Genomic DNA, 18149 nt, shown 5'->3' on the forward strand with positions numbered 1-18149 from the left:
TCTCGGCATGTGCCGAAACATCCGGGTGCTCCACAACTTCGAACCTCCCACCACCGATGACGAGGTCCGCGAGGCCGCGTTGCAGTTCGTCCGCAAGGTGAGCGGGTCGACCCGTCCGTCGCGCGCGAACGCGGAAGCCTTCGACGCCGCGGTCGACGAGATCGCCGTGGCCACGCGGCGCCTCCTCGACGCGCTCGTGACCGCCGCGCCCCCGAAGAACCGCGAGGCCGAGGCGGTGAAGGGACGCGCCCGCCACGAGAAGCGGATGGAGCGCGAGGTGCGCATCCGTACGGCGTCGTGACGCGGATGCCGCGCCGGCGCGGCATCCGTCGCCATCCGGCGACTTCCCAGGTTCGCGTCACCCCGCTGCCCTACTCTGACTCCAGTCCAGGGGGAGTACTCCGAGACGGACGGTTCGTCATTACGGTCGCATGCGGCCCGGGCCGCCCGGTCCCGATCAGGGATGGAGGAGACTCTGGCGTCGACCACGTCACGCCATTCTTCGGGAGACCCTTGTGAACATCACGCCGCTCGTGTGGATCGTCACGATCGCCGTCACCATCGCCTTCTTCGTGTGGGAGTTCTTCGCGCACGTGCGCAAGCCCCACGAGCCGACGGTGGGCGAGTCGGCCCGGTGGTCGGCGTTCTACATCGGCCTCGCGCTGCTGTTCGGCGTCGGCGTCGGTGTGGTCTCGGGGTGGACCTACGGCGGCGAGTACTTCGCCGGCTACCTCACCGAGAAGGCCCTGTCGATCGACAACCTGTTCGTCTTCCTCATCGTCATGACCGGCTTCGCGGTGCCGAAGATCTATCAGCAGAAGGTGCTGATGATCGGCATCGTCATCGCCCTCATCATGCGCGGCGCGTTCATCGCCGTCGGTGCGGCCCTGATCGAGAACTTCTCGTGGGTGTTCTACCTGTTCGGTGCCCTGCTGCTGTTCCTCGCCTACCGCCAGGCGTTCGCGCACGGCGAGTCCAACCCCGCCGACGGCCGCTTCATGCGCCTCGTCCGCCGGGTGCTGCCGGTGAGCGACGAGTACAACGGCGACAAGCTCACGGTCGTGAAGGACGGACGCCGCTTCGTCACCCCGATGCTGCTCGTCATCGTCGCGATCGGCTTCATCGACCTCGTCTTCGCCGTCGACTCGATCCCGGCGATCTACGGGCTCACGCAGGAGGCCTACCTCGTCTTCACGGCGAACGCCTTCGCGCTCATGGGGCTGCGCCAGCTGTACTTCCTCATCGGCGGACTGCTCGAGCGTCTCGTCTACCTCGCGCAGGGCCTCGCGGTGATCCTCGCGTTCATCGGTGTGAAGCTGCTCATCCACGCGCTCCACAAGAACGAGCTGCCGTTCATCAACGGCGGTGAGCACGTGACGATCATCCCCGAGATCCCGATCTGGCTCTCGCTCGTCGTCATCGCCGCCACGATCGCCGTCGCGACGATCGCCAGCCTCGCCAAGACGCGTCGGGACCGCCTGGCGGTCGAGCCGCACGACGTCGCCTGAGCGCGGCGGGTCGGGCACGAGACCTCCGCGCCGCGGGCGCGCCGGGATCTAGGCTGGTGTCGCCCGAGGAGAGGACGTCGACGTGGATGCTGTGGTGCTCGTGTCCGGCGGAGCAGCCGTCACCCCGTACACCAGCGCGGAGCGTGCCGCGGGCGAGGGTCTCGCCGCCGGCAACACGTCGACGGCCCTGCGCACCCATCTGCTGCAGCGGCACGCCGCGGTGTTCACGGCGCCGGCGCGCATCGGCGACGGCGAGGTGCGCGAAGACACCGGCTGGCAGGGGTTCTCCGACGTCGCCGACGTCCTTCCCGCCGCGATGACGATCAACGCGGTCGGCGACATCGACGCCGCCGGGGTGAGGCTGGCCGCGTTCCTCGGGTGGCTGGGCGAGGAGCACGGCGTCTCGTCGGTCCGGCTCGTGGCGCACTCGATGGGTGGACTGTTCTGCCGGGCGGCGCTGCGCGAGATCGGACGCGGAGGGCCCGCCGTGTCACACCTGGTGACCCTGGGAACGCCCTGGCACGGATCCCTGCTCGGCGACGTCCTCAGCGGCGATATCACCACGGCCGATGCGCACGACGATCCGCCGACGCTGAGCATCCTCGAGGCGTCGCCCGGGTACGCGGCGCAGAACTCGCAGGGCGCGGCCGCCGAGGTGTCGGCTCACTTCCTTGCGGAGTGGAACGCGGCCCAGCAGGGTGTGCTGGACAATGTCGCGGTCACGGTCATCGGCGGCGGCCACTTCCGCGCGTACCGCGAGCCCGATCGGCTGTGGCCCCACGACGGCCTGGTGTCGCTGCGCAGCGCGCTCGCCACCGACGTCCCCGCCGCGGTGCTGCCGCAGGTGCGCCGACACACGGTGGACGACGACGTGCACAGCATCTTCTTCGCGAACGGCTTCGATCTCCCGTGGGAGCGCGCGCTCACGTGGGATCCGGCGGTGTTCGAGCTCGTCGACGCCGCGCTGACCACGTGACGGGTGCCCGCCGGTCGGGGGCGCGGAGAGTTCGGGCCGCGGGGTGGCGCGGAACGCCACCCCGCCCCGCAGCACGGGCCTCTGGGGAAGGCGGCGTCTGCGGGTGACGAGCCCCCCAGCTCATCGAGGCCCGAACACGGCGGGAAACCATCACCGCCGCATTCATGAGATGGGCATTAGCGTGAATCATGACGCGAGTGTCGAAAAGTCGCGGTCGCACCGGTCTGGGACCATGTCGGCATGAGGACGAGCTTCGACCGGCGCGATCTGCGCGTGCGCCCGGCATCCGTCGACGACGCCCGCGGCATCGCCGAGGTGCACGTGCAGGCCTGGCGCGAGGCCTACGCGCGTCAACTGCCGGCTCACCTCCTCGCCGGACTGCGTGTGGAGCCGCGCGTCGAGCGCTGGGCGGCGATCGTCGCCGACGACACCACGGACGTCTTCGTGGCCGAGGTCGACGGACGTGTCGTCGGCTGGTCCACGGCCTCCGGTGGGCGCGACGACGACCGCCCCACGCCGCGGGAGTTGGAGGGCATCTACGTTCTCGCCGAGCTATCCGGCGCCGGCGTCGGGCAGCGCCTGTTGGATGCCGCGATCGGCACCGACCCCGCCCACCTCTGGATGCTGGACGACAACCCGCGGGCCGAGGCCTTCTACCGCCGCAACGGCTTCGTCCGCGACGGTGTCGAGCGCGATCGCACCATGGCCGGGCATCCGATCCACGTCGTCCGCCTGGTGCGCCACGACGGCGTACCGCAGTGGGCCGCGGTGAAGGATGCCGAGATCGCGCTGCTGCGCGCGGACGTGCGCCGCGATCCCGCACGGGTGAGCGCTCTGCTGCATCCGACGTTCGTCGAGATCGGGCGCTCCGGCATCCTGTGGACGCGGGACCAGGTGGTGGCCGCGCTCGCCGAGGAGGGCGGACGCGCCGAGCCTCCCACCGACCGATGGGAGTTCCGGCAGCAGTCCGCGGATCTCGTGCTGATCACCTACCGGCTCACGACGCCGTCGGGACGCAGTCGCCATTCGTCGCTCTGGGACGTCGGTGGCGCCACGCCGCGGCTGCGCTTCCATCAGGGCACGCTCGTGCCGCCCGCGCACGACGCCGCGCGATAGCGGACCGCGACCTCAGCGGTCGGTGCGCTCCCAGTCGGTGCGCAGCAGGCCGAGCACGACCATGTCTTCATAGGCGCCGCGCACCCACGCGTGTTCGCGCAGCCTGCCCTCGACCTCGAAGCCGGCCTTCTCATACACGCGGATCGCACCGACGTTGGAGCTGATGGCCTGCAGGTGCACGCGTCGCAGATTGCAGCGCACGAATGCGAAGGTGACCATCTTCACCAGGGCGGCGCTGCCGATGCCGCGGCCCCGGTGCTCGGCGAGCACGGCGATGCCGATCTCGGCGTGACGGGCGAGGTCGTCGAATCCGAACAGGCTCACGCTGCCGACCGCGGCGCCGTCGACGTCGATCACGAACTCGATGCTGCGCGTGCCCGGTCCGCTCGCCGTGTCGGTGAGCCGCTTCTCGAACGCCGACCGGGTCAACGGGGAGGGCCGCGACGGTGTGCGCTCCTCCCACGTCTCCAGGTCGGCGGTGAGGCGGTAGAGCGCGTCGACGTCCGCGGCGGTGCGGGCGCGCAGGGTCACGAGCGGGGCGTGGGGCATTCCCTCCACGTTACCGGCGGGGTGCGACGATCGGCCCGTCGGCCTCCGATCGGCGGCCGGCCGGCACGCTTCCCGCGGTCGTCGGGAGTCCGAACAGCACGGATGCCGCGCGGCGGATATGGGTCTCCGCGAGATCGGCGGCCCGATCGGCGTCGCCGCCGTCGATCGCGGTGAAGATCGCCCGGTGCTCGGCGCGCAGCCGGTCGGACTCCTCGGGCCACTCCTCGGTGCGCTCGGCGGCGCGGAGGATCGGCACCTTCATCGCGCTGCGGATGGCGGCGGTGAGCGCCGCCGACAGGGCGCTTCCCGAGGCCTCGGCGATCGCCAGGTGGAACTGCGTGTCGGCGTCGTTGAAGGAGTCCCGCGACGAGTGGGGCTGATCCATCCGATCGAGCGCGTCGATCATCCGCGTCCGCGCGGCGTCGTCGAGCCGGCGCGCGGCCGAGGCGGCACTGGCGCGCTCGAGGACGACACGCGCGTCGGTGACGTCCTGGATGGTGAAGTTCGACAGCGCGACGTGCAGCCGGAGGAAGCGGGTCAGCGCGTCGCGGGGGAGGGCGGCGACGAACGTCCCCGCGGTGGCGCCCGCTCCGGGCTGCGATCGCAGGACGCCCTGCGCCTCCAACACGCGCACGGCTTCGCGCACGCCGGCGCGGCTGACCTCGAGGCTGGCCGACAGCTCGCGCTCGGGCGGAAGGGCGTCGCCGACCTGGAGCGCGCCGGAGAGGATCCGGTCCTCGATCGCCTCGATCACCAGCTCGTGGGCGCGGGCCTTCTTCACCGGTCGCCACGGCGATGCCGTCCTGTCGTCCGTCATCGCGAATCGTGCCGCCTTTCGTCCCCGCTTGACAGCCTACGGCGCGTCGAATACCGTGCGCTAGAGGTCAGACCTCTCCATGACCGTGCGTCGTCGCATCCGAAAGGCCCGTCATGTCACCCATCAAGCGCCAGCTGCCCAAGCCCGCCGAGCTGCTCGAACTCATGCAGTTCAAGAAGCCTGAGCTCGACGCGCGCAAGAGGCGACTGGATGCCGCGCTCACGATCGCCGATCTGCGCACGATCGCCAAGCGCCGCACGCCGAAGGCCGCCTTCGACTACACCGACGGCGCCGCGGAGGGGGAGCTGTCGCTCGCCCGGGCACGTCAGGCGTTCCAGGACATCGAGTTCCACCCCGACATCCTGCGTCCGGCGGCGGAGGTCGACATGTCGACCGAGATCCTCGGCGGCCCCTCGGCGCTGCCCTTCGGCATCGCCCCCACCGGCTTCACGCGGCTGATGCAGACCGAGGGCGAGACGGCCGGGGCGGGAGCCGCCGGCGCCGCCGGCATCCCGTTCACCCTCTCGACGCTCGGCACGACCTCGATCGAGGACGTGAAGGCCGCGAACCCGCACGGGCGCAACTGGTTCCAGCTGTACGTCATGCGCGAGCGCGAGATCTCGTACGGACTCGTCACGCGCGCGGCGGCCGCGGGCTTCGACACCCTGCAGTTCACCGTGGACACGCCCGTCGCGGGCGCGCGCCTGCGCGACAAGCGCAACGGCTTCTCGATCCCGCCACAGCTGACCGTCGGCACGATCATCAACGCGATCCCGCGCCCGTGGTGGTGGATCGACTTCCTCACCACGCCCAAGCTCGAGTTCGCGTCGCTGTCCACCACCGGAGGAACCGTCGGTGAGCTCCTGAACGCGGCGATGGACCCGACGATCAGCTACGACGACCTCGACGTCATCCGCGGCCTGTGGCCCGGCAAGATCGTCGTCAAGGGCGTGCAGAACGTCGAGGACTCGAAGCGGCTGATCGACCGCGGCGTCGACGGCATCATCCTCTCCAACCACGGCGGCCGCCAGCTCGACAGGGCGCCGATCCCGTTCCACCTGCTGCCGGAGGTCGTGCGCGAGGTCGGCAAGGATGCCACGGTCATGATCGACACCGGCATCATGAACGGCGCCGACATCGTCGCCGCGGTCGCGATGGGCGCCACGTTCACCCTCATCGGCCGCGCCTACCTGTACGGGCTCATGGCCGGTGGACGCCAGGGCGTCGACCGCACGATCGAGATCCTCCGCAGCGAGATCGAGCGCACCATGAAGCTGCTCGGCGTCTCGACCCTCGCCGAGCTCGAGCCGCGCCACGTGACCCAGCTCGAGCGCCTCGTGCCGCGCGCGGCGAACGGGAGCGTGCTGACCGCGGCATCCGTGTGAATCGGAGGCTGGCCGCGGCGGCCGACCCCGTGTCGCGCCGCGGGCGCTCGGTGTAGCCTCGGGCGCACAGCGACGGCACCGACGCGAAGGAGCGGAACATGGGACTGATCGTGTTCTCCATGTCGCACTCGCTCGACGGCTACATCACGGATGCCGAGGGCCGTTTCGACTGGGGCGTTCCCGACGCGGAGATCTTCCGGGCGGCACTCGAGGAGGTCCGCGGGCTGAGCGCTCACTTCCTGGGGCGCCGTCTCTACGAGACGATGCGGTACTGGGAGGATCCGGAGGTCGCGTCCACCCTCGATCCGCTCGAGCGCGAGTTCGCCGAGGTCTGGAACGAGCTGCCGAAGATCGTCGTGTCGTCGACCCTGGATGCCGCCCCCGGGCGCAACACGACGCTGCTGCGCGGCGACCTGATCGCGGAGGTCGCGCGCCTGCGCGACGACGAGGAGGTCGGGGAGGTCGCGATCGGGGGCGCGACCCTGGCCGCCGCGGTGGCCGCGGCCGGACTCGTGGACGAGTATCGGAGCGTCGTGTACCCGATCCTGCTCGGCGGGGGCACCCCGTTCTATCCGCGGGGCGTCGGTCCGACGAGCCTCGAACTCGTCTCGAGCCACCGGTGGGCCCGCGGCATCCAGGCGTTGCGCTACCGCGTGGTGCGGCCCGCGCGCTGAGCGCCTGCGGGGTGGGGTGGGGTGGGGCGCGGGCGTGGCCCGGCGGCATCCGAAATGCAAGGGATGCCGGGCGACACGCCGGTGCGCCGCGCGCCCGGGCGGCGTGTCGCCGCGGTGGCCTTGCAGTTCGGGTCATGGGTGGAAGGCAGCAGGCCGGCCGCCTGCCGCCGGAGCAGGCCGAGCGAAGTCCTGGCCCGGCGGCGGACGGTGCGGGCGGGGCCGAAAGTAAGCTCGACGCGTGAGCAGATGGCGGACGTCTCCCGCGCGACGGACGCACCACGCGGCATCCGAGACGCCCCGCTTCTCCCCGACGGTCGAGGCCCGAGCGACACGGTGGGCGCTGGGCGCCGCTCTTGTCGCAGCGGCGGCGACGGTGCTCGTCATGGGTGGGGTGCGGATGCCGCTCGGCGGCGGCGAATCCGTCGGGAGCCTGGCGGCGCTGCTCGCGGCGATCGCGGCCGGTCCCGCCTTCGCCGTCTCGTTCGCCCTTGAACGGCGCCGTGGATATCTCGCGTGGCGCAACACTCTGCCGCGCGCCAAGCGGGCCACCGACCTGATCGCGCTGTCGGCCGCGATGATGATGCTCGCGGCGCTGGTGGTGGTGGCCGTCGCGGAGCTGTTCCAGCTGGGATTCCGCGGCCTCACGATCGACCCGTTCGGTGCCGCTGCCCTCGCCGCCGCTGCCGTCGGAGCGATGACCTACGTCGCGTCGGCCTCGGGCGCGCGGGTCACCTCGACCGGGGTCGCCTCCCTGGCCACTCTCGTCTTGTTCATCGGCACGCTGGCGAGCATGGTCAGCGCCTCACAGGGCGATTGGTGGAGGTTCCACTTCTCCGAACTGGGCAACGAGTCGGGATACGCCGGCTACCAGTTCAACCTCTCCCTCATCACGACCGGTGCGGTGATCACGGCGCTCGCGAACTTCGTCGCCCACGATCTCGAGATCGGACTGCGCGCGCACGTCGAGACCGCGCAGCGGCGTGCACGACTGTTCGCCTGGCTGCTCGCGGTGATCGGCCTGTGTTTGATGGTTGCCGGGTTCGTTCCGGATGCCATGGCTTTCCCGGTTCACGTGGGCGCGGCATCCGGGATGGTCGTCGTCTTCGGCGTGCTCGTGGGTTGCCTGCTCGCCCTCGTGCCCGGGATCGGCCGCGATATCGCGGTCTTCTCGGTGCTGGTGGTCGCGGGCATCCTCGTCGCCGTCGCCCTCTGGGTACCCGTCGATTACTACAACCTCACCGGGTCGGAGTTCATCATCGCCGGCCTGTTGTTCGCGTGGCTCATGCTCTTCGTGCGCCAGGCGAGGGCGTACGCGGATGCCGCCGCACCGGCCGCACCCCTCGCGTCCGCTCCGGTCGCGCAGCCGGACGGGACCGCCGCGACGGTCTGACAGGGCGACCCGCCGTGCGTGCCGGTGACACCCGGCGGGCGGGCGGATGCCGCCGGTGGATCAGGCGCGTCGTTTGGCCTTGCCGGCGGAGCGGCGGACAGCGCCGAAGGCCGCGGTGGCGAGGAAGAGCACGATGCCGATGATCCCGAGCCAGAACAGCCCCTCGATGGCGAAGCCGACGATGCTGAGGATGAGCCAGATGGCGAGGAGGACGATGACGGTCTTCATGGGGTTCCTTCGATGTTCAGCGGGCTGGGGGGGGGAACTCAGATACGTCGTGACCGACGTCGACGAGCGATCGTGGTCAGAGCGCCGCAGCCCACGAGAAGGAGGCCTGCCGCAGCAAGCGGCACGGTGGAGTCGCCGCCTGTCGCCGCCAGCTCCGCGGGGGAGTGGTCGCCGCCGACGTCACCACCCGCCGGAGGGGAGAGGGGGCTCGCCGAAGGCGCGGTCGCCGACGGGGCGACGGTGACCTGAACGACGGTCGTATCGTCCGGCGAGGTGCCGTTGGATGCCGTGATCGTCACCGTCGATGTGCCCGGTGTCGTGGGGGTGCCCGAGATGACGCCCGTCGCGCCGTCCAGGCTCAGCCCGACAGGCAGGCCGGTTGCCGTGAACGTGGGGGCGGGGTTGCCGGTGGCGGTGACCGTGAAGGAGTAGGGCGTCCCGGCGGTTGCGCCGGTCGGCCCGGCCGAGGTGATCACCGGAGCGATGGTCTCCGACGGCGTTCCGGGACTCGGGCAGCCGCTCGGCGCGGTGATCGTGTTCGTGTCGAGCGTCACGGCGCCGTTACGGGCGAGGAGTCGTCCGACGACGACCGCGCCCGTGGTGGCGGTGACCGATTGGTCAGCGAGCACGGTGCCCTGGAACTGCGCACCGGTGCCGATGGTCGCCGAGCTGCCGACCTGCCAGAACACGTTGCAGGAGCTGGCGCCACCGGTGATGATGATGCGCGTGCCCGAGCCGATCGTCAACGTCGAGGCGGCCTGAAAGACCCACACGGAGTTCGCGCTGCCGGCGAGAGTCAACTCACCCGTATCGGCCAGGCCGAGGGTGCCGCCGGAGTAGACACCCGGCGTGAGCGACAGCCCGTTGAGCTCCGTCATGCCCGTCTGGGTGGGGCTCAGCGAGGCGGCGACGTCGTACGCGGTCGTGGCGTCGCTCTGCGCCTGATCGGCCACAGCGTCGGTCTGATGGACCGTGCCGTTGACGACGCCGTCCGGTGCGGCCCCGAAGCCCGTGATCGAGGTGCCCGGGGAGATTCCGAGATCTCCGTTCACGACGGTGGGTCCGGTGTTCGTGACGGCGCTGGCGCCGAGGACACCGTAGGGCGCGGCCGTGCCGAGGTCCACCGGGCCGTCGATCACCGTTGCCGCCGACGCGGACGAGCTGGCGATCATCGCCAGCGACGCGGCGAGAGCGAGGCCGGTGAGGACCGTGAGAAAAGGAGGGAACGAGCGGGATGTGGCCATGGCGGCACCTGTCTGAAGGGGGGAGGACAGGGTAGCCGTCGACGACGTGAGAATGATCTCCTGTCTGTGCAGTATGCTCCTTTCCCGCGCGGATCTGGGGAAACGGCAACGATTGGTGCCAAACGGTCAGGAATGGACGGGCCGCGTCACCGGCTAGCGTGAAGGGGACGAAAGGGCCCGGATGCGTGCAGTGGTGATGGATGCCGTCGGCGAGCCGTTGGAGGTGCGTGAGGTCGATGACCCGGTCGCACCCGCTGGCGGCGTCGTCGTGGAGGTGCGGGCGACAGGTCTGTGCCGCAGTGACTGGCACGCGTGGGTGGGCCACGACGACATCGCGGTGCCCCACGTTCCGGGCCATGAGCTGGCCGGGGTCGTCGTGGAGACGGGCGCGGGGGTCGAGCGTTTCGCGGTCGGCGACCGGGTGACCGTGCCGTTCGTGTGCGGCTGCGGGGCGTGCGAGTGGTGCCGCGCCGGCGACGCGCAGGTGTGCCCCGACCAGCAGCAGCCCGGGTTCACGCACTGGGGCTCGTTCGCCGAGCGCGTCGCCCTTCACGCCGCCGACACCAACCTCGTGCGCATCCCCGACGACGTGTCGTTCGCCGCGGCCGCCTCACTCGGATGCCGGTTCGCGACGGCGTTTCGCGCCCTGACCGCCCGCGCCCGGCTGCAGCCCGGTGAATGGGTCGTGGTCGTCGGGGCCGGTGGGGTGGGGTTGAGCGTCGTGATGATCGCCCGCGCGCTCGGTGCGCACGTCCTGGCCGTCGACCGTACGGAGGCGGCGCTGGCCGCGGCATCCGCTCTGGGCGCCGACGCCGTGGTGCTCGCCGACGGGACGGATGTGCCCGACGCCGTCCACCGGATCACCGGGGGAGGCGCACACGTGTCGATCGACGCGGTGGGCGCCGAACAGACCGCGACGGATGCCGTGCTGAGCCTGCGTCGCCGCGGTCGCCACGTGCAGGTCGGGCTGCTGCCGTCGGAGACCGGGCTGTCGGGGATGCCGATGGCGCGGGCCATCGCCTGGGAACTCGATCTGCTCGGCAGCCACGGTATGGCCGCCGTCGACTATCCGGCGATGCTCGAGCTCATCGCGGCCGGGCGACTGCGCCCGCAGGATCTCATCCAACGCACGATCTCGCTCGCCGAGGCCGCCGCGCTGCTGCCCGCCTTCGACCGTGCCACGCTTGCCGGTATGACGATGATCGATCCTGCGGTGGATGCCGTGTCGGAGGCGACCGCATGAGTGGCGCGAAGCCGAGCGAGCCGACGTTCCAGCGCAACGCCCTCGCCCCCGCGTTGATCGCGGCCGCCGTGCTGTTCCTCGCGCCCGTGCTGTTGACGGCGGGCTGGGGGATCGTCGTGCTCTTCGTCGTCGCGATCCTGGCGCTGATCGTCGGCTGGTTCGCCGTGCAGGCGCGTCAGTGGGTGTGGGCGGCGGTCTTCGCCGTGATCGCCGTGGTGTGGAACCCGGTCTTTCCGTTCGGGTTCGACGGCGTGGTCTGGTCGCTCGTGCAGCCGGCGGCCGCGATCGTCTTCCTCGTCGCCGGCGCGCTGATCAAGACCCCGCGGGGCTGACCCGCCCGGTCTGCGAGGTCTCGCCGCGCCCGTCGATCTTCCCGCGTCCCGAACTGCAAGGTCTGTCGCGCGGCGCGCCGCGGGGTGAGCGGATGCCGCGGCGTGTCGCCCGGCATCCCTTGCAGTTGGGCTCCCCTTCAGGCTGCGGCGGGTCAGGTCGGGCGCGGCCGGGCGGCGGCGCGGGACAGGTTGGGGTGCGTGCGGCGTGCGATGGCTGGTGGCGGTCCGCGTCGGCGCCCGTGCGGCGCCCGGTCTGCAAGGGCTCGCCGCGCCCGTCGATCCTCCTGCGTCCCGAACTGCAAGGTCTGTCGCGCGGCGCGCCGCGGGGTGAGCGGATGCCGCGGCGTGTCGCCCGGCATCCCTTGCAGTTGGGCTCCGCTTCAGGCCGAGCCAGGCCAGGCCGGGCCGCGCAACACCGAGCCCTGCCGCCGGCGGCGGGGGTCAGGCGGGGCGGGCGGCCCGGGCGACGCGCCGGGGGAGGGCGACGGTGCGGGCGCACTCGCGCGCCCGGGCCAGCGCGCCCCGGATGACGACGTCGCCACCGAGCGTCGAGCTCAGCAGCGCCGGCGCGGGAAGGTGGATCTGCGCGGCGAGCGTGCGCTGCGCGGCATCGAGCACGGGCTGGATGCCGTCGGCGATCGCCCCGCACACGATGACGCGCTCGGGGTCGAACATGTTCCCGAGAACGCCCACGATGCGCGCGAGCACGCGACCGACGGCATCCGTGGCTTCGCGGGCGAGCGGATCGCCGGCGGCGGCCAGCTCGAGCACCTCCCGCCCGTGCACGGCGGCGGGGTCGAGCGCGGCCAGCCCGGCACGCCGATCGCCGGCCTCCGCCTCGCCGGCCTCCGCCCCGCCGGCGACCGCCCGGGAGATGAGCTCGCGCGCGTGCCGTTCGAGTGACGGGCCGAGCCCGAAAGCCGAGTCGACGTCGCGGATGTAGTCGAACGCGAACATCTCCCCGACCCCGCCGTGCGCGCCGTGGAGGAGGTGTCCGTCGACGACCACGCCGGCGCCCAGGCGTTCTCCCGCGAGCAGGGCGACGTAGTCGCGGCATCCGACCGCGCCGCCGTCGGTGCCCTCGGCGGCAGCGGCCAGCTGCGCGTCGTTCTTGACCTCCACCACGTCTGCCCAGTCGTGCAGCGCGTCGATCAGCCCCGGATTGGTGCGCTCCCAGAAGCCTTCCGGATGCGGGGGCGAGGCGCCGCGACGCGTCACGGGTGCGGCGACCCCTGCGCACAGCGCCAGCACGCGGTCGGCCGTGATCCGGGCGTCGGCGAGGGTCGCCTGCACGTGCCCCACGATCGCCGCACGACGGTCGTCCACGCTCTGCGCCGGTGACAGCGGAATCTGCGAGCGGACGATCGTCTCGCCCGCCAGATCTGCGATCGCGGCGGTCAGATGCGTGTCACCGGCGTCGAGGGCGACGATGACCCCGGCATCGGAGCGCAGCTCGAATCGGCGCGCCGGGCGCCCCGCGCGGTACTGGCCGGCATCGCGGGCGTTGGGCAGCTCTCGCAGCACCTGCGCCTCGATGAGGGTGTCGATCGCCTCGATCGCGGTCGATCGCGTCAGAGACGCCGCCTGCATGGCGTCGGTCGCGGTGAAGGCCCCGGCATCCCACGCGAAGTCGAGCACGCTGTCGACGCTGGCGCGCCCCGTGCCGCTCTCGACGACCGTCTGATTCACTCTTGACCTCTCCGCGGGTGTTCTGTCAGAGTATTGCCATCCAATTGATTCGACCACTAAATCTAATCTGGATCGAATCTCGAGAGGCGGCGCATGCGCCGCCGGACGGAAGGACGACGGTGTCTGTGAGAACCTCTCGAGCGCTGCGGGCGGTCGCCGCCGGCGTCGCTCTCGCCCTGGCGGGCACCCTCCTCGCGGGGTGCAGCAGTGACGGGCGCGAAACCATCCGCTTCACCTTCAGCAAGCGCGAGGCCCTCGCCTTCATGAACGGCGTGGTCGACCGGTACAACGCGTCGCAGGACCGGGTGCGCGTCGAGATGGACACCTCCGGCGTCGACGTCGTCTCGGCGAGCTTCGTCCGCGGCAACCCGCCCGACATCATGCTCGCGAACTACAACTACGAGACGGCCCGCTTCGTGCAGCGCTGCGCCCTCAGTGACCTGAGCGGTACGACCGCGGCGTCCACGACCCGCGACGACCTGCAGGCCCTCATGGACCAGTACGGCTCGTGCCCGGGTCGCGTCAGCGCGCTGCCGTACTCGGTGATGGCGGCATCCGTCATCTACAACGAGGACCTCTTCGCGCAGGCCGGCATCGACGTGCCCACGACGTGGGACGAGCTGCTCGCCGCCTGCGCGAAGCTGACGGCGGCCGGCATCACCCCGTTCTACGCGACCTTCAAGGACGACTGGACGGTCGGACAGGGCTGGTACGACTACTCGGTCGGCGGCTCGGTCGACGTCGTCGACTTCTTCAACCGCCTCGCCGCGGAAGGCGACGCCGTCGGGCCCGACGCGGCCACCTCGTTCCAGAAGGACTTCACCGCGCCCTTGGAGAAGATGACGCAGCTCACGTCGCAGTTCGTCAACGCGGATGCCGCCAGTCGCGGCTACGGCGACGGCAACCTCGCCTTCGCGAAGGGCGAGGCGGCGATGTACCTGCAGGGACCGTGGGCGTTCAGCGAGATCGCGAAGACCGCGCCCGACCTGAACCTCGGCACGTTCCCGCTGCCGATGACCGACGATCCGGCCGACCTCCGCGTGCGCGTCAACATGGACCTCGCGGCGATGATCCCTGAGGGCTCCCGCCACAAGGATGCCGCGCGGGACTTCCTCGAGTACCTGTACCGCCCCGAGACGATCGAGGCCTACAACGCCGCGCAGCTCGGCTTCACCCCCACCACCGACGCGCCCGCACCGGACGATCCCCGCATCGCCGGAATGATCCCCTTCTACACGGCGGGCAAGGTCTACCAGGGGCCGTCGGTGCTGGTGCCCAAGACAATCCCCGTCTTCAACTACGTGCAGGCCGTCGTGCTGGGCGCGAGCCCCGAGGCGACGCTGCGGACGATGGATGCCGACTGGGCGCGCCTCGCCTTCCGCGCACCCGCCCCCACGACCGAGACAGAGGAGTCCGGGCAATGACCACGTCCACGATCGTCACCGCCGGTGACCGCACCGCCCGGCGCAGCCATCGGCGCGTCGAGCCGATCTACTACTTCTTCCTGCTCCCGAGTCTCGTCCTGTTCACGCTGGCGATCACGGTGCCGGGCGTCGTGGGGATCTTCTTCAGCTTCACCGACTCGATCGGCATCGGCGAGTGGCACTTCACGGGGCTGACCAACTACATCGCCCTGTTCAGCGACCCCGCCATCCTGCAGAGCTACCTGTTCACGATCGGCTTCTCGATCGCGACCGTGATCGTCGTGAACGTGCTGGCGTTCCTGCTCGCGGTGGGCCTCACCGCCCGCATCCGGCTGAAGACGGCCCTGCGGACCGTGTTCGTGATCCCCATGGTGATCTCGGGCATCATCATCGCCTACGTCTTCAACTTCCTGTTCTCGAACTCGCTTCCGTCGGTCGGGGAGGCCCTCGGCATCCCGGCGCTGTCGACGAGCCTGCTCGCCGATCCCGACCTGGCCTGGGTCGCGATCGTGATCGTGACCGCGTGGCAGGCGATCCCGGGGACGCTGCTCATCTACATCGCCGGCCTGCTCGCCGTGCCCGGCGACGTCTATGAGGCCGCGGCGCTGGACGGCGCCTCCAAAGGCCAGCAGCTCGTGCGCATCACCCTGCCGCTGGTCGCCGGGTACGTCGTCATCAACGTCATCCTGGGATTCAAGGGCTTCCTGAACGCGTACGACATCATCGTCGGACTCACCAACGGCGGCCCCGGCACCGCCACCCGCAGCGTCGCGATGACGATCATCGCGGGCTTCAACGGCGGCGACTACGCCTACCAGATGGCCAACGCGACCATCTTCTTCGTCGTCGCCATCCTCATCTCCCTGCTCCAGCTCTCGCTGACTCGCGGAAGGAACGCCTTCTGATGTCCACGCAACCCGCCCTCGTCGCCGAGGATGCCGCGGCCTTCGCGCCCGCGGACGACCGCCGTCGCAAGAGCCCCGCCTCCCGCGGTGAGCGCGTCAGCTGGTCGACCACGGTCGTCCTGATCCTCTGCGCCGTCACCGTGCTGCTGCCGCTGTACGTCACGATCTCGATGTCGCTGAAGACGACCGGTCAGGCCGTCGACGGCAACGCGTTCTCGCTGCCCGCGCCGTTCAGCTTCGACGGCTTCGTCGAGGCGTGGAACCTCACGACGTTCCCGGTCGGGGCGGGCATCTCCCTGTTCGTCACCGCGGGCACCGTCGTCGCGACGATCCTGCTGGCCGCGTTCGCGTCGTACGCGATCGTGCGAAACTGGGATCGGCGGCTGTTCCGGTACTCGTTCTTCTACCTGCTGGCCGCGATGTTCATCCCGTTCCCCGTCGTGGCGCTACCGCAGATCCAGCTCACCGGCCGGGTCGGGCTGGACAACCCGTTCGGGGTTATCATCCTCGCCACGATGTTCCAGCTGAGCTTCAGCGTCCTGCTGTTCACGGCGTTCCTGCGGTCGATCCCGATCGAGCTCGAGGAGAGCGCGCGCATCGACGGCGCCACCACGTGGCAGACGTTCTCGAAGCTGATCTTCCCGCTGCTCGCACCGATGAGCGCGACCGTCGGCATCTTCGCGTTCCTCTACGCCTGGAACGACTTCATGATGCCGTCGCTCATCATCTCCGACCCGGCGCTGCAGACGCTGCCCGTGCGCCAGAACCTCTTCCAGACGCAGTTCAGCAACAACTACAACGTGTCGTTCGCGTCGTACCTCATGGCGATGGCGCCCGCGATCCTCGCCTATCTCTTCACCCAGCGCTGGGTGATGGAGGGCGTCACCCAGGGCGCCGTCAAGGGCTGATCCCGTCTCTCACCTCCCCTCCCATAGCGAAAGGTCCCGCATGTCCGCCCTGCTCTCCGTCTCCGACCGCCCCGCGCTCTCCCGCCCGGAGGATCGGGACTGGTGGCGCCAGGCCGTCGTCTACCAGGTCTACCCCCGCAGCTTCGCGGATGCCGACGGCGACGGCATCGGCGACCTCCGCGGCATCCTGTCGCGCGCCGACTACCTGGCCGAGCTGGGTGTGGATGCCGTCTGGCTCAGTCCCTTCTACCCCTCCGAGCTCGCCGACGGCGGCTACGACGTGGCGGACTACCGCGACGTCGATCCGCGGCTCGGCACGCTCGACGATTTCGACGAGCTCGTCGCGGCGCTGCATGCCCGCGGCATCCGGATCGTCGTCGACATCGTGCCGAACCACACGTCCGACCGGCACGCGTGGTTCCAGGAGGCCCTCGCCGCAGGTCGAGGATCGGCCGCACGGCGGCGCTACATCTTCCGCGAGGGAAGCGGCCCCGACGGATCCGAGCCGCCCACGGACTGGACCGCGGCGTTCGGCGGGTCGGCGTGGGAGCGCGTCGCCGACGGGCAGTGGTACCTGCACAGCTTCGCGATCGAGCAGCCCGACCTCGACTGGAGCAACCCGGAGGTGCGCGCCGACTTCCTGACCACGCTGCGGTTCTGGTCGGATCGCGGGGTCGACGGCTTCCGCATCGACGTCGCGCACATGCTCACGAAGGATCTGAGCGAGCCGCTGCCGTCCGCGGCCGAGCTCGCGGCGCTGCCCGTCGACGGCTCGCACCCGCTGCTCGACCGCGATGACGTGCACGAGATCTACGCCGAGTGGCGCCGCGTGTTCGACGCGTACGACCCGCCGCGCACCGCCGTCGCCGAGGCCTGGGTCGCCTCCGACCGGGTGCCGAAGTACGCGAGCCCGGAGAGCCTGGGCCAGTCGTTCAACTTCGACCTGCTGCGCGCGTCGTTCGACGCGGGCGAGTTCCGCCGGATCGTGACCGACAACATCGCCCTCGCGGCCCGTTCCGGCTCGTCGAGCACGTGGGTGCTGTCGAATCACGACGTGTTCCGGCATGCGACGCGCTACGCACTGCCGCGGGTCGAGGAGATCGACGGCGCCGTGCCGAACCGACACGGCGGGGGCTGGCTCGAAGCCGGCGCCGATGAAGCGGTCATCGATCGGGTCGGGGGACTGCGGCGTGCGCGCGCGGCGTCGCTGTTCCTGCTCGGGCTGCCCGGATCGGCATACCTGTACCAGGGCGAGGAGCTGGGCCTGCACGAAGTGGCCGAGATCCCCGCCGACCAACGTCAGGACCCGACCTTCTTCCGCACGCACCAGGAGCAGTACGGGCGCGACGGATGCCGCGTGCCGCTGCCCTGGACCCGCGAGGGCTCCTCGTTCGGTTTCGGTTCGGGCGGCGCGCACCTGCCGCAGCCGTCGTGGTTCGCGGACGTGTCGGTCGAGGCGGAGGAGGGCGACCCGGCATCCACGCTCTCGCTCTACCGTCGCGCGCTCGCCCTGCGGCACGAGCTGCTCGCGCCGGAGCACCTGGAATGGGTCGAGACCGGCCGGGACGACGTGCTGCGCTTCCGCCGCCCGAACGGGTGGGAGGTCGTGACGGTGTTCGGCGTGGAGCCGTTCGCGCTGCCCCTCGCCTCGGGGCAGCGTGTGGTGCTGTCGAGCGCGCCGATCGACGGGGGCGTCGTGCCGGGGGAGACGACCGTGTGGGTCGCCGCGGCCTGAGCCGGCGGGGTGACCTCAGGGGCGCC

Annotated in this window: 18 protein-coding genes; 13 read left to right on the top strand and 5 right to left on the bottom strand. The window is 70.8% G+C overall.

The genetic code is table 11. The features are described 5' to 3' along the window. Nucleotides 1-7 precede the first annotated feature (7 nt). The 4 genes from L0965_RS00280 (at nucleotide 8) to L0965_RS00295 (ending at nucleotide 3600) form a co-directional block, all read left to right on the top strand. On the top strand, nucleotides 8-301 hold the full coding sequence (locus tag L0965_RS00280; RefSeq protein WP_101305254.1) for a DUF2277 domain-containing protein: 294 nt from the start codon (nucleotides 8-10) through the stop codon (nucleotides 299-301). A 214-nt stretch (nucleotides 302-515) separates the two neighbouring features. After that, on the top strand, nucleotides 516-1508 hold the full coding sequence (locus L0965_RS00285; protein ID WP_101305255.1) for a TerC/Alx family metal homeostasis membrane protein: 993 nt from the start codon (nucleotides 516-518) through the stop codon (nucleotides 1506-1508). Nucleotides 1509-1590: 82 nt separating this feature from the next. After that, nucleotides 1591-2484: an alpha/beta hydrolase gene (locus L0965_RS00290; RefSeq protein WP_234057898.1), complete on the top strand. Its 894-nt coding sequence runs from the start codon at nucleotides 1591-1593 to the stop codon at nucleotides 2482-2484. 240 nt (nucleotides 2485-2724) lie between these two features. After that, nucleotides 2725-3600 (top strand): GNAT family N-acetyltransferase, encoded by an 876-nt coding sequence (locus tag L0965_RS00295; protein ID WP_157831543.1) that lies wholly within the window; start codon nucleotides 2725-2727, stop codon nucleotides 3598-3600. 12 nt (nucleotides 3601-3612) lie between these two features. Here the strand turns inward: L0965_RS00295 and L0965_RS00300 are convergent, their stop codons facing one another. Then, nucleotides 3613-4149: a GNAT family N-acetyltransferase gene (locus tag L0965_RS00300; RefSeq protein ID WP_101305257.1), complete on the bottom strand. Its 537-nt coding sequence runs from the start codon at nucleotides 4147-4149 to the stop codon at nucleotides 3613-3615. Nucleotides 4150-4159: 10 nt separating this feature from the next. Beyond that, on the bottom strand, nucleotides 4160-4966 hold the full coding sequence (locus L0965_RS00305) for a FadR/GntR family transcriptional regulator (RefSeq protein WP_223848778.1): 807 nt from the start codon (nucleotides 4964-4966) through the stop codon (nucleotides 4160-4162). Between the two features lie 113 nt (nucleotides 4967-5079). Here L0965_RS00305 and L0965_RS00310 point away from each other — a divergent pair, with 113 nt between their 5' ends. The 3 genes from L0965_RS00310 (at nucleotide 5080) to L0965_RS16680 (ending at nucleotide 8415) form a co-directional block, all read left to right on the top strand. Next, nucleotides 5080-6351 (top strand): alpha-hydroxy acid oxidase, encoded by a 1272-nt coding sequence (locus L0965_RS00310; protein ID WP_101305258.1) that lies wholly within the window; start codon nucleotides 5080-5082, stop codon nucleotides 6349-6351. Between the two features lie 98 nt (nucleotides 6352-6449). Continuing rightward, nucleotides 6450-7025 (top strand): dihydrofolate reductase family protein, encoded by a 576-nt coding sequence (locus L0965_RS00315; RefSeq protein WP_101305259.1) that lies wholly within the window; start codon nucleotides 6450-6452, stop codon nucleotides 7023-7025. A 238-nt stretch (nucleotides 7026-7263) separates the two neighbouring features. Next, nucleotides 7264-8415: a DUF998 domain-containing protein gene (locus L0965_RS16680; RefSeq protein ID WP_101305260.1), complete on the top strand. Its 1152-nt coding sequence runs from the start codon at nucleotides 7264-7266 to the stop codon at nucleotides 8413-8415. Between the two features lie 60 nt (nucleotides 8416-8475). Here the strand turns inward: L0965_RS16680 and L0965_RS00325 are convergent, their stop codons facing one another. Beyond that, on the bottom strand, nucleotides 8476-8643 hold the full coding sequence (locus L0965_RS00325) for a hypothetical protein (RefSeq protein ID WP_167626536.1): 168 nt from the start codon (nucleotides 8641-8643) through the stop codon (nucleotides 8476-8478). Nucleotides 8644-8681: 38 nt separating this feature from the next. Continuing rightward, on the bottom strand, nucleotides 8682-9887 hold the full coding sequence (locus L0965_RS00330) for an ice-binding family protein (RefSeq protein WP_198553661.1): 1206 nt from the start codon (nucleotides 9885-9887) through the stop codon (nucleotides 8682-8684). A 181-nt stretch (nucleotides 9888-10068) separates the two neighbouring features. Between L0965_RS00330 and L0965_RS00335 the strand changes: the two genes are divergently transcribed. Beyond that, nucleotides 10069-11130 carry a zinc-binding dehydrogenase gene (locus L0965_RS00335; RefSeq protein ID WP_101305261.1) on the top strand — a complete coding sequence of 354 codons (1062 nt, stop codon included), beginning with the start codon at nucleotides 10069-10071 and terminating at the stop codon, nucleotides 11128-11130. Next, nucleotides 11127-11462 (top strand): DUF6804 family protein, encoded by a 336-nt coding sequence (locus L0965_RS00340; RefSeq protein WP_101305262.1) that lies wholly within the window; start codon nucleotides 11127-11129, stop codon nucleotides 11460-11462. The genes L0965_RS00335 and L0965_RS00340 overlap by 4 nt, the downstream gene beginning before the upstream one ends. Before the next feature lie 441 nt (nucleotides 11463-11903). Here the strand turns inward: L0965_RS00340 and L0965_RS00345 are convergent, their stop codons facing one another. Next, nucleotides 11904-13151, bottom strand: a complete 1248-nt coding sequence (locus tag L0965_RS00345; protein ID WP_232783960.1) for an ROK family protein — start codon at nucleotides 13149-13151, stop codon at nucleotides 11904-11906. Between the two features lie 119 nt (nucleotides 13152-13270). Between L0965_RS00345 and L0965_RS00350 the strand changes: the two genes are divergently transcribed. From L0965_RS00350 to L0965_RS00365, 4 genes are read left to right on the top strand one after another with little or no spacing between them, the layout of a single operon-like run. Continuing rightward, complete coding sequence (locus L0965_RS00350; protein WP_101305263.1) at nucleotides 13271-14575, top strand: ABC transporter substrate-binding protein; 1305 nt, start codon at nucleotides 13271-13273, stop codon at nucleotides 14573-14575. After that, on the top strand, nucleotides 14572-15480 hold the full coding sequence (locus L0965_RS00355; RefSeq protein WP_060960129.1) for a carbohydrate ABC transporter permease: 909 nt from the start codon (nucleotides 14572-14574) through the stop codon (nucleotides 15478-15480). The genes L0965_RS00350 and L0965_RS00355 overlap by 4 nt, the downstream gene beginning before the upstream one ends. Beyond that, nucleotides 15480-16388 carry a carbohydrate ABC transporter permease gene (locus L0965_RS00360; protein ID WP_101305264.1) on the top strand — a complete coding sequence of 303 codons (909 nt, stop codon included), beginning with the start codon at nucleotides 15480-15482 and terminating at the stop codon, nucleotides 16386-16388. The genes L0965_RS00355 and L0965_RS00360 overlap by 1 nt, the downstream gene beginning before the upstream one ends. A 40-nt stretch (nucleotides 16389-16428) precedes the next feature. Then, nucleotides 16429-18123, top strand: a complete 1695-nt coding sequence (locus tag L0965_RS00365; protein ID WP_101305265.1) for a glycoside hydrolase family 13 protein — start codon at nucleotides 16429-16431, stop codon at nucleotides 18121-18123. Nucleotides 18124-18149: the final 26 nt, after the last annotated feature.

Source organism: Microbacterium sp. NFH-22A-Y (genome assembly GCF_021401375.1).
GTDB lineage: Bacteria > Actinomycetota > Actinomycetes > Actinomycetales > Microbacteriaceae > Microbacterium > Microbacterium hominis.

Coding starts and splice junctions, on each gene's coding strand:
- L0965_RS00330 (WP_198553661.1), bottom strand. CDS start 9,887: ATGGCCACATCCCGCTCGTTCCCTCCTTTTCTCACGGTCCTCACCGGC.
- L0965_RS00295 (WP_157831543.1), top strand. CDS start 2,725: ATGAGGACGAGCTTCGACCGGCGCGATCTGCGCGTGCGCCCGGCATCC.
- L0965_RS00315 (WP_101305259.1), top strand. CDS start 6,450: ATGGGACTGATCGTGTTCTCCATGTCGCACTCGCTCGACGGCTACATC.
- L0965_RS00360 (WP_101305264.1), top strand. CDS start 15,480: ATGTCCACGCAACCCGCCCTCGTCGCCGAGGATGCCGCGGCCTTCGCG.
- L0965_RS00280 (WP_101305254.1), top strand. CDS start 8: ATGTGCCGAAACATCCGGGTGCTCCACAACTTCGAACCTCCCACCACC.
- L0965_RS00305 (WP_223848778.1), bottom strand. CDS start 4,966: ATGACGGACGACAGGACGGCATCGCCGTGGCGACCGGTGAAGAAGGCC.
- L0965_RS00365 (WP_101305265.1), top strand. CDS start 16,429: ATGTCCGCCCTGCTCTCCGTCTCCGACCGCCCCGCGCTCTCCCGCCCG.
- L0965_RS00340 (WP_101305262.1), top strand. CDS start 11,127: ATGAGTGGCGCGAAGCCGAGCGAGCCGACGTTCCAGCGCAACGCCCTC.
- L0965_RS00325 (WP_167626536.1), bottom strand. CDS start 8,643: ATGAAGACCGTCATCGTCCTCCTCGCCATCTGGCTCATCCTCAGCATC.
- L0965_RS00335 (WP_101305261.1), top strand. CDS start 10,069: ATGCGTGCAGTGGTGATGGATGCCGTCGGCGAGCCGTTGGAGGTGCGT.
- L0965_RS00355 (WP_060960129.1), top strand. CDS start 14,572: ATGACCACGTCCACGATCGTCACCGCCGGTGACCGCACCGCCCGGCGC.
- L0965_RS00300 (WP_101305257.1), bottom strand. CDS start 4,149: ATGCCCCACGCCCCGCTCGTGACCCTGCGCGCCCGCACCGCCGCGGAC.
- L0965_RS00310 (WP_101305258.1), top strand. CDS start 5,080: ATGTCACCCATCAAGCGCCAGCTGCCCAAGCCCGCCGAGCTGCTCGAA.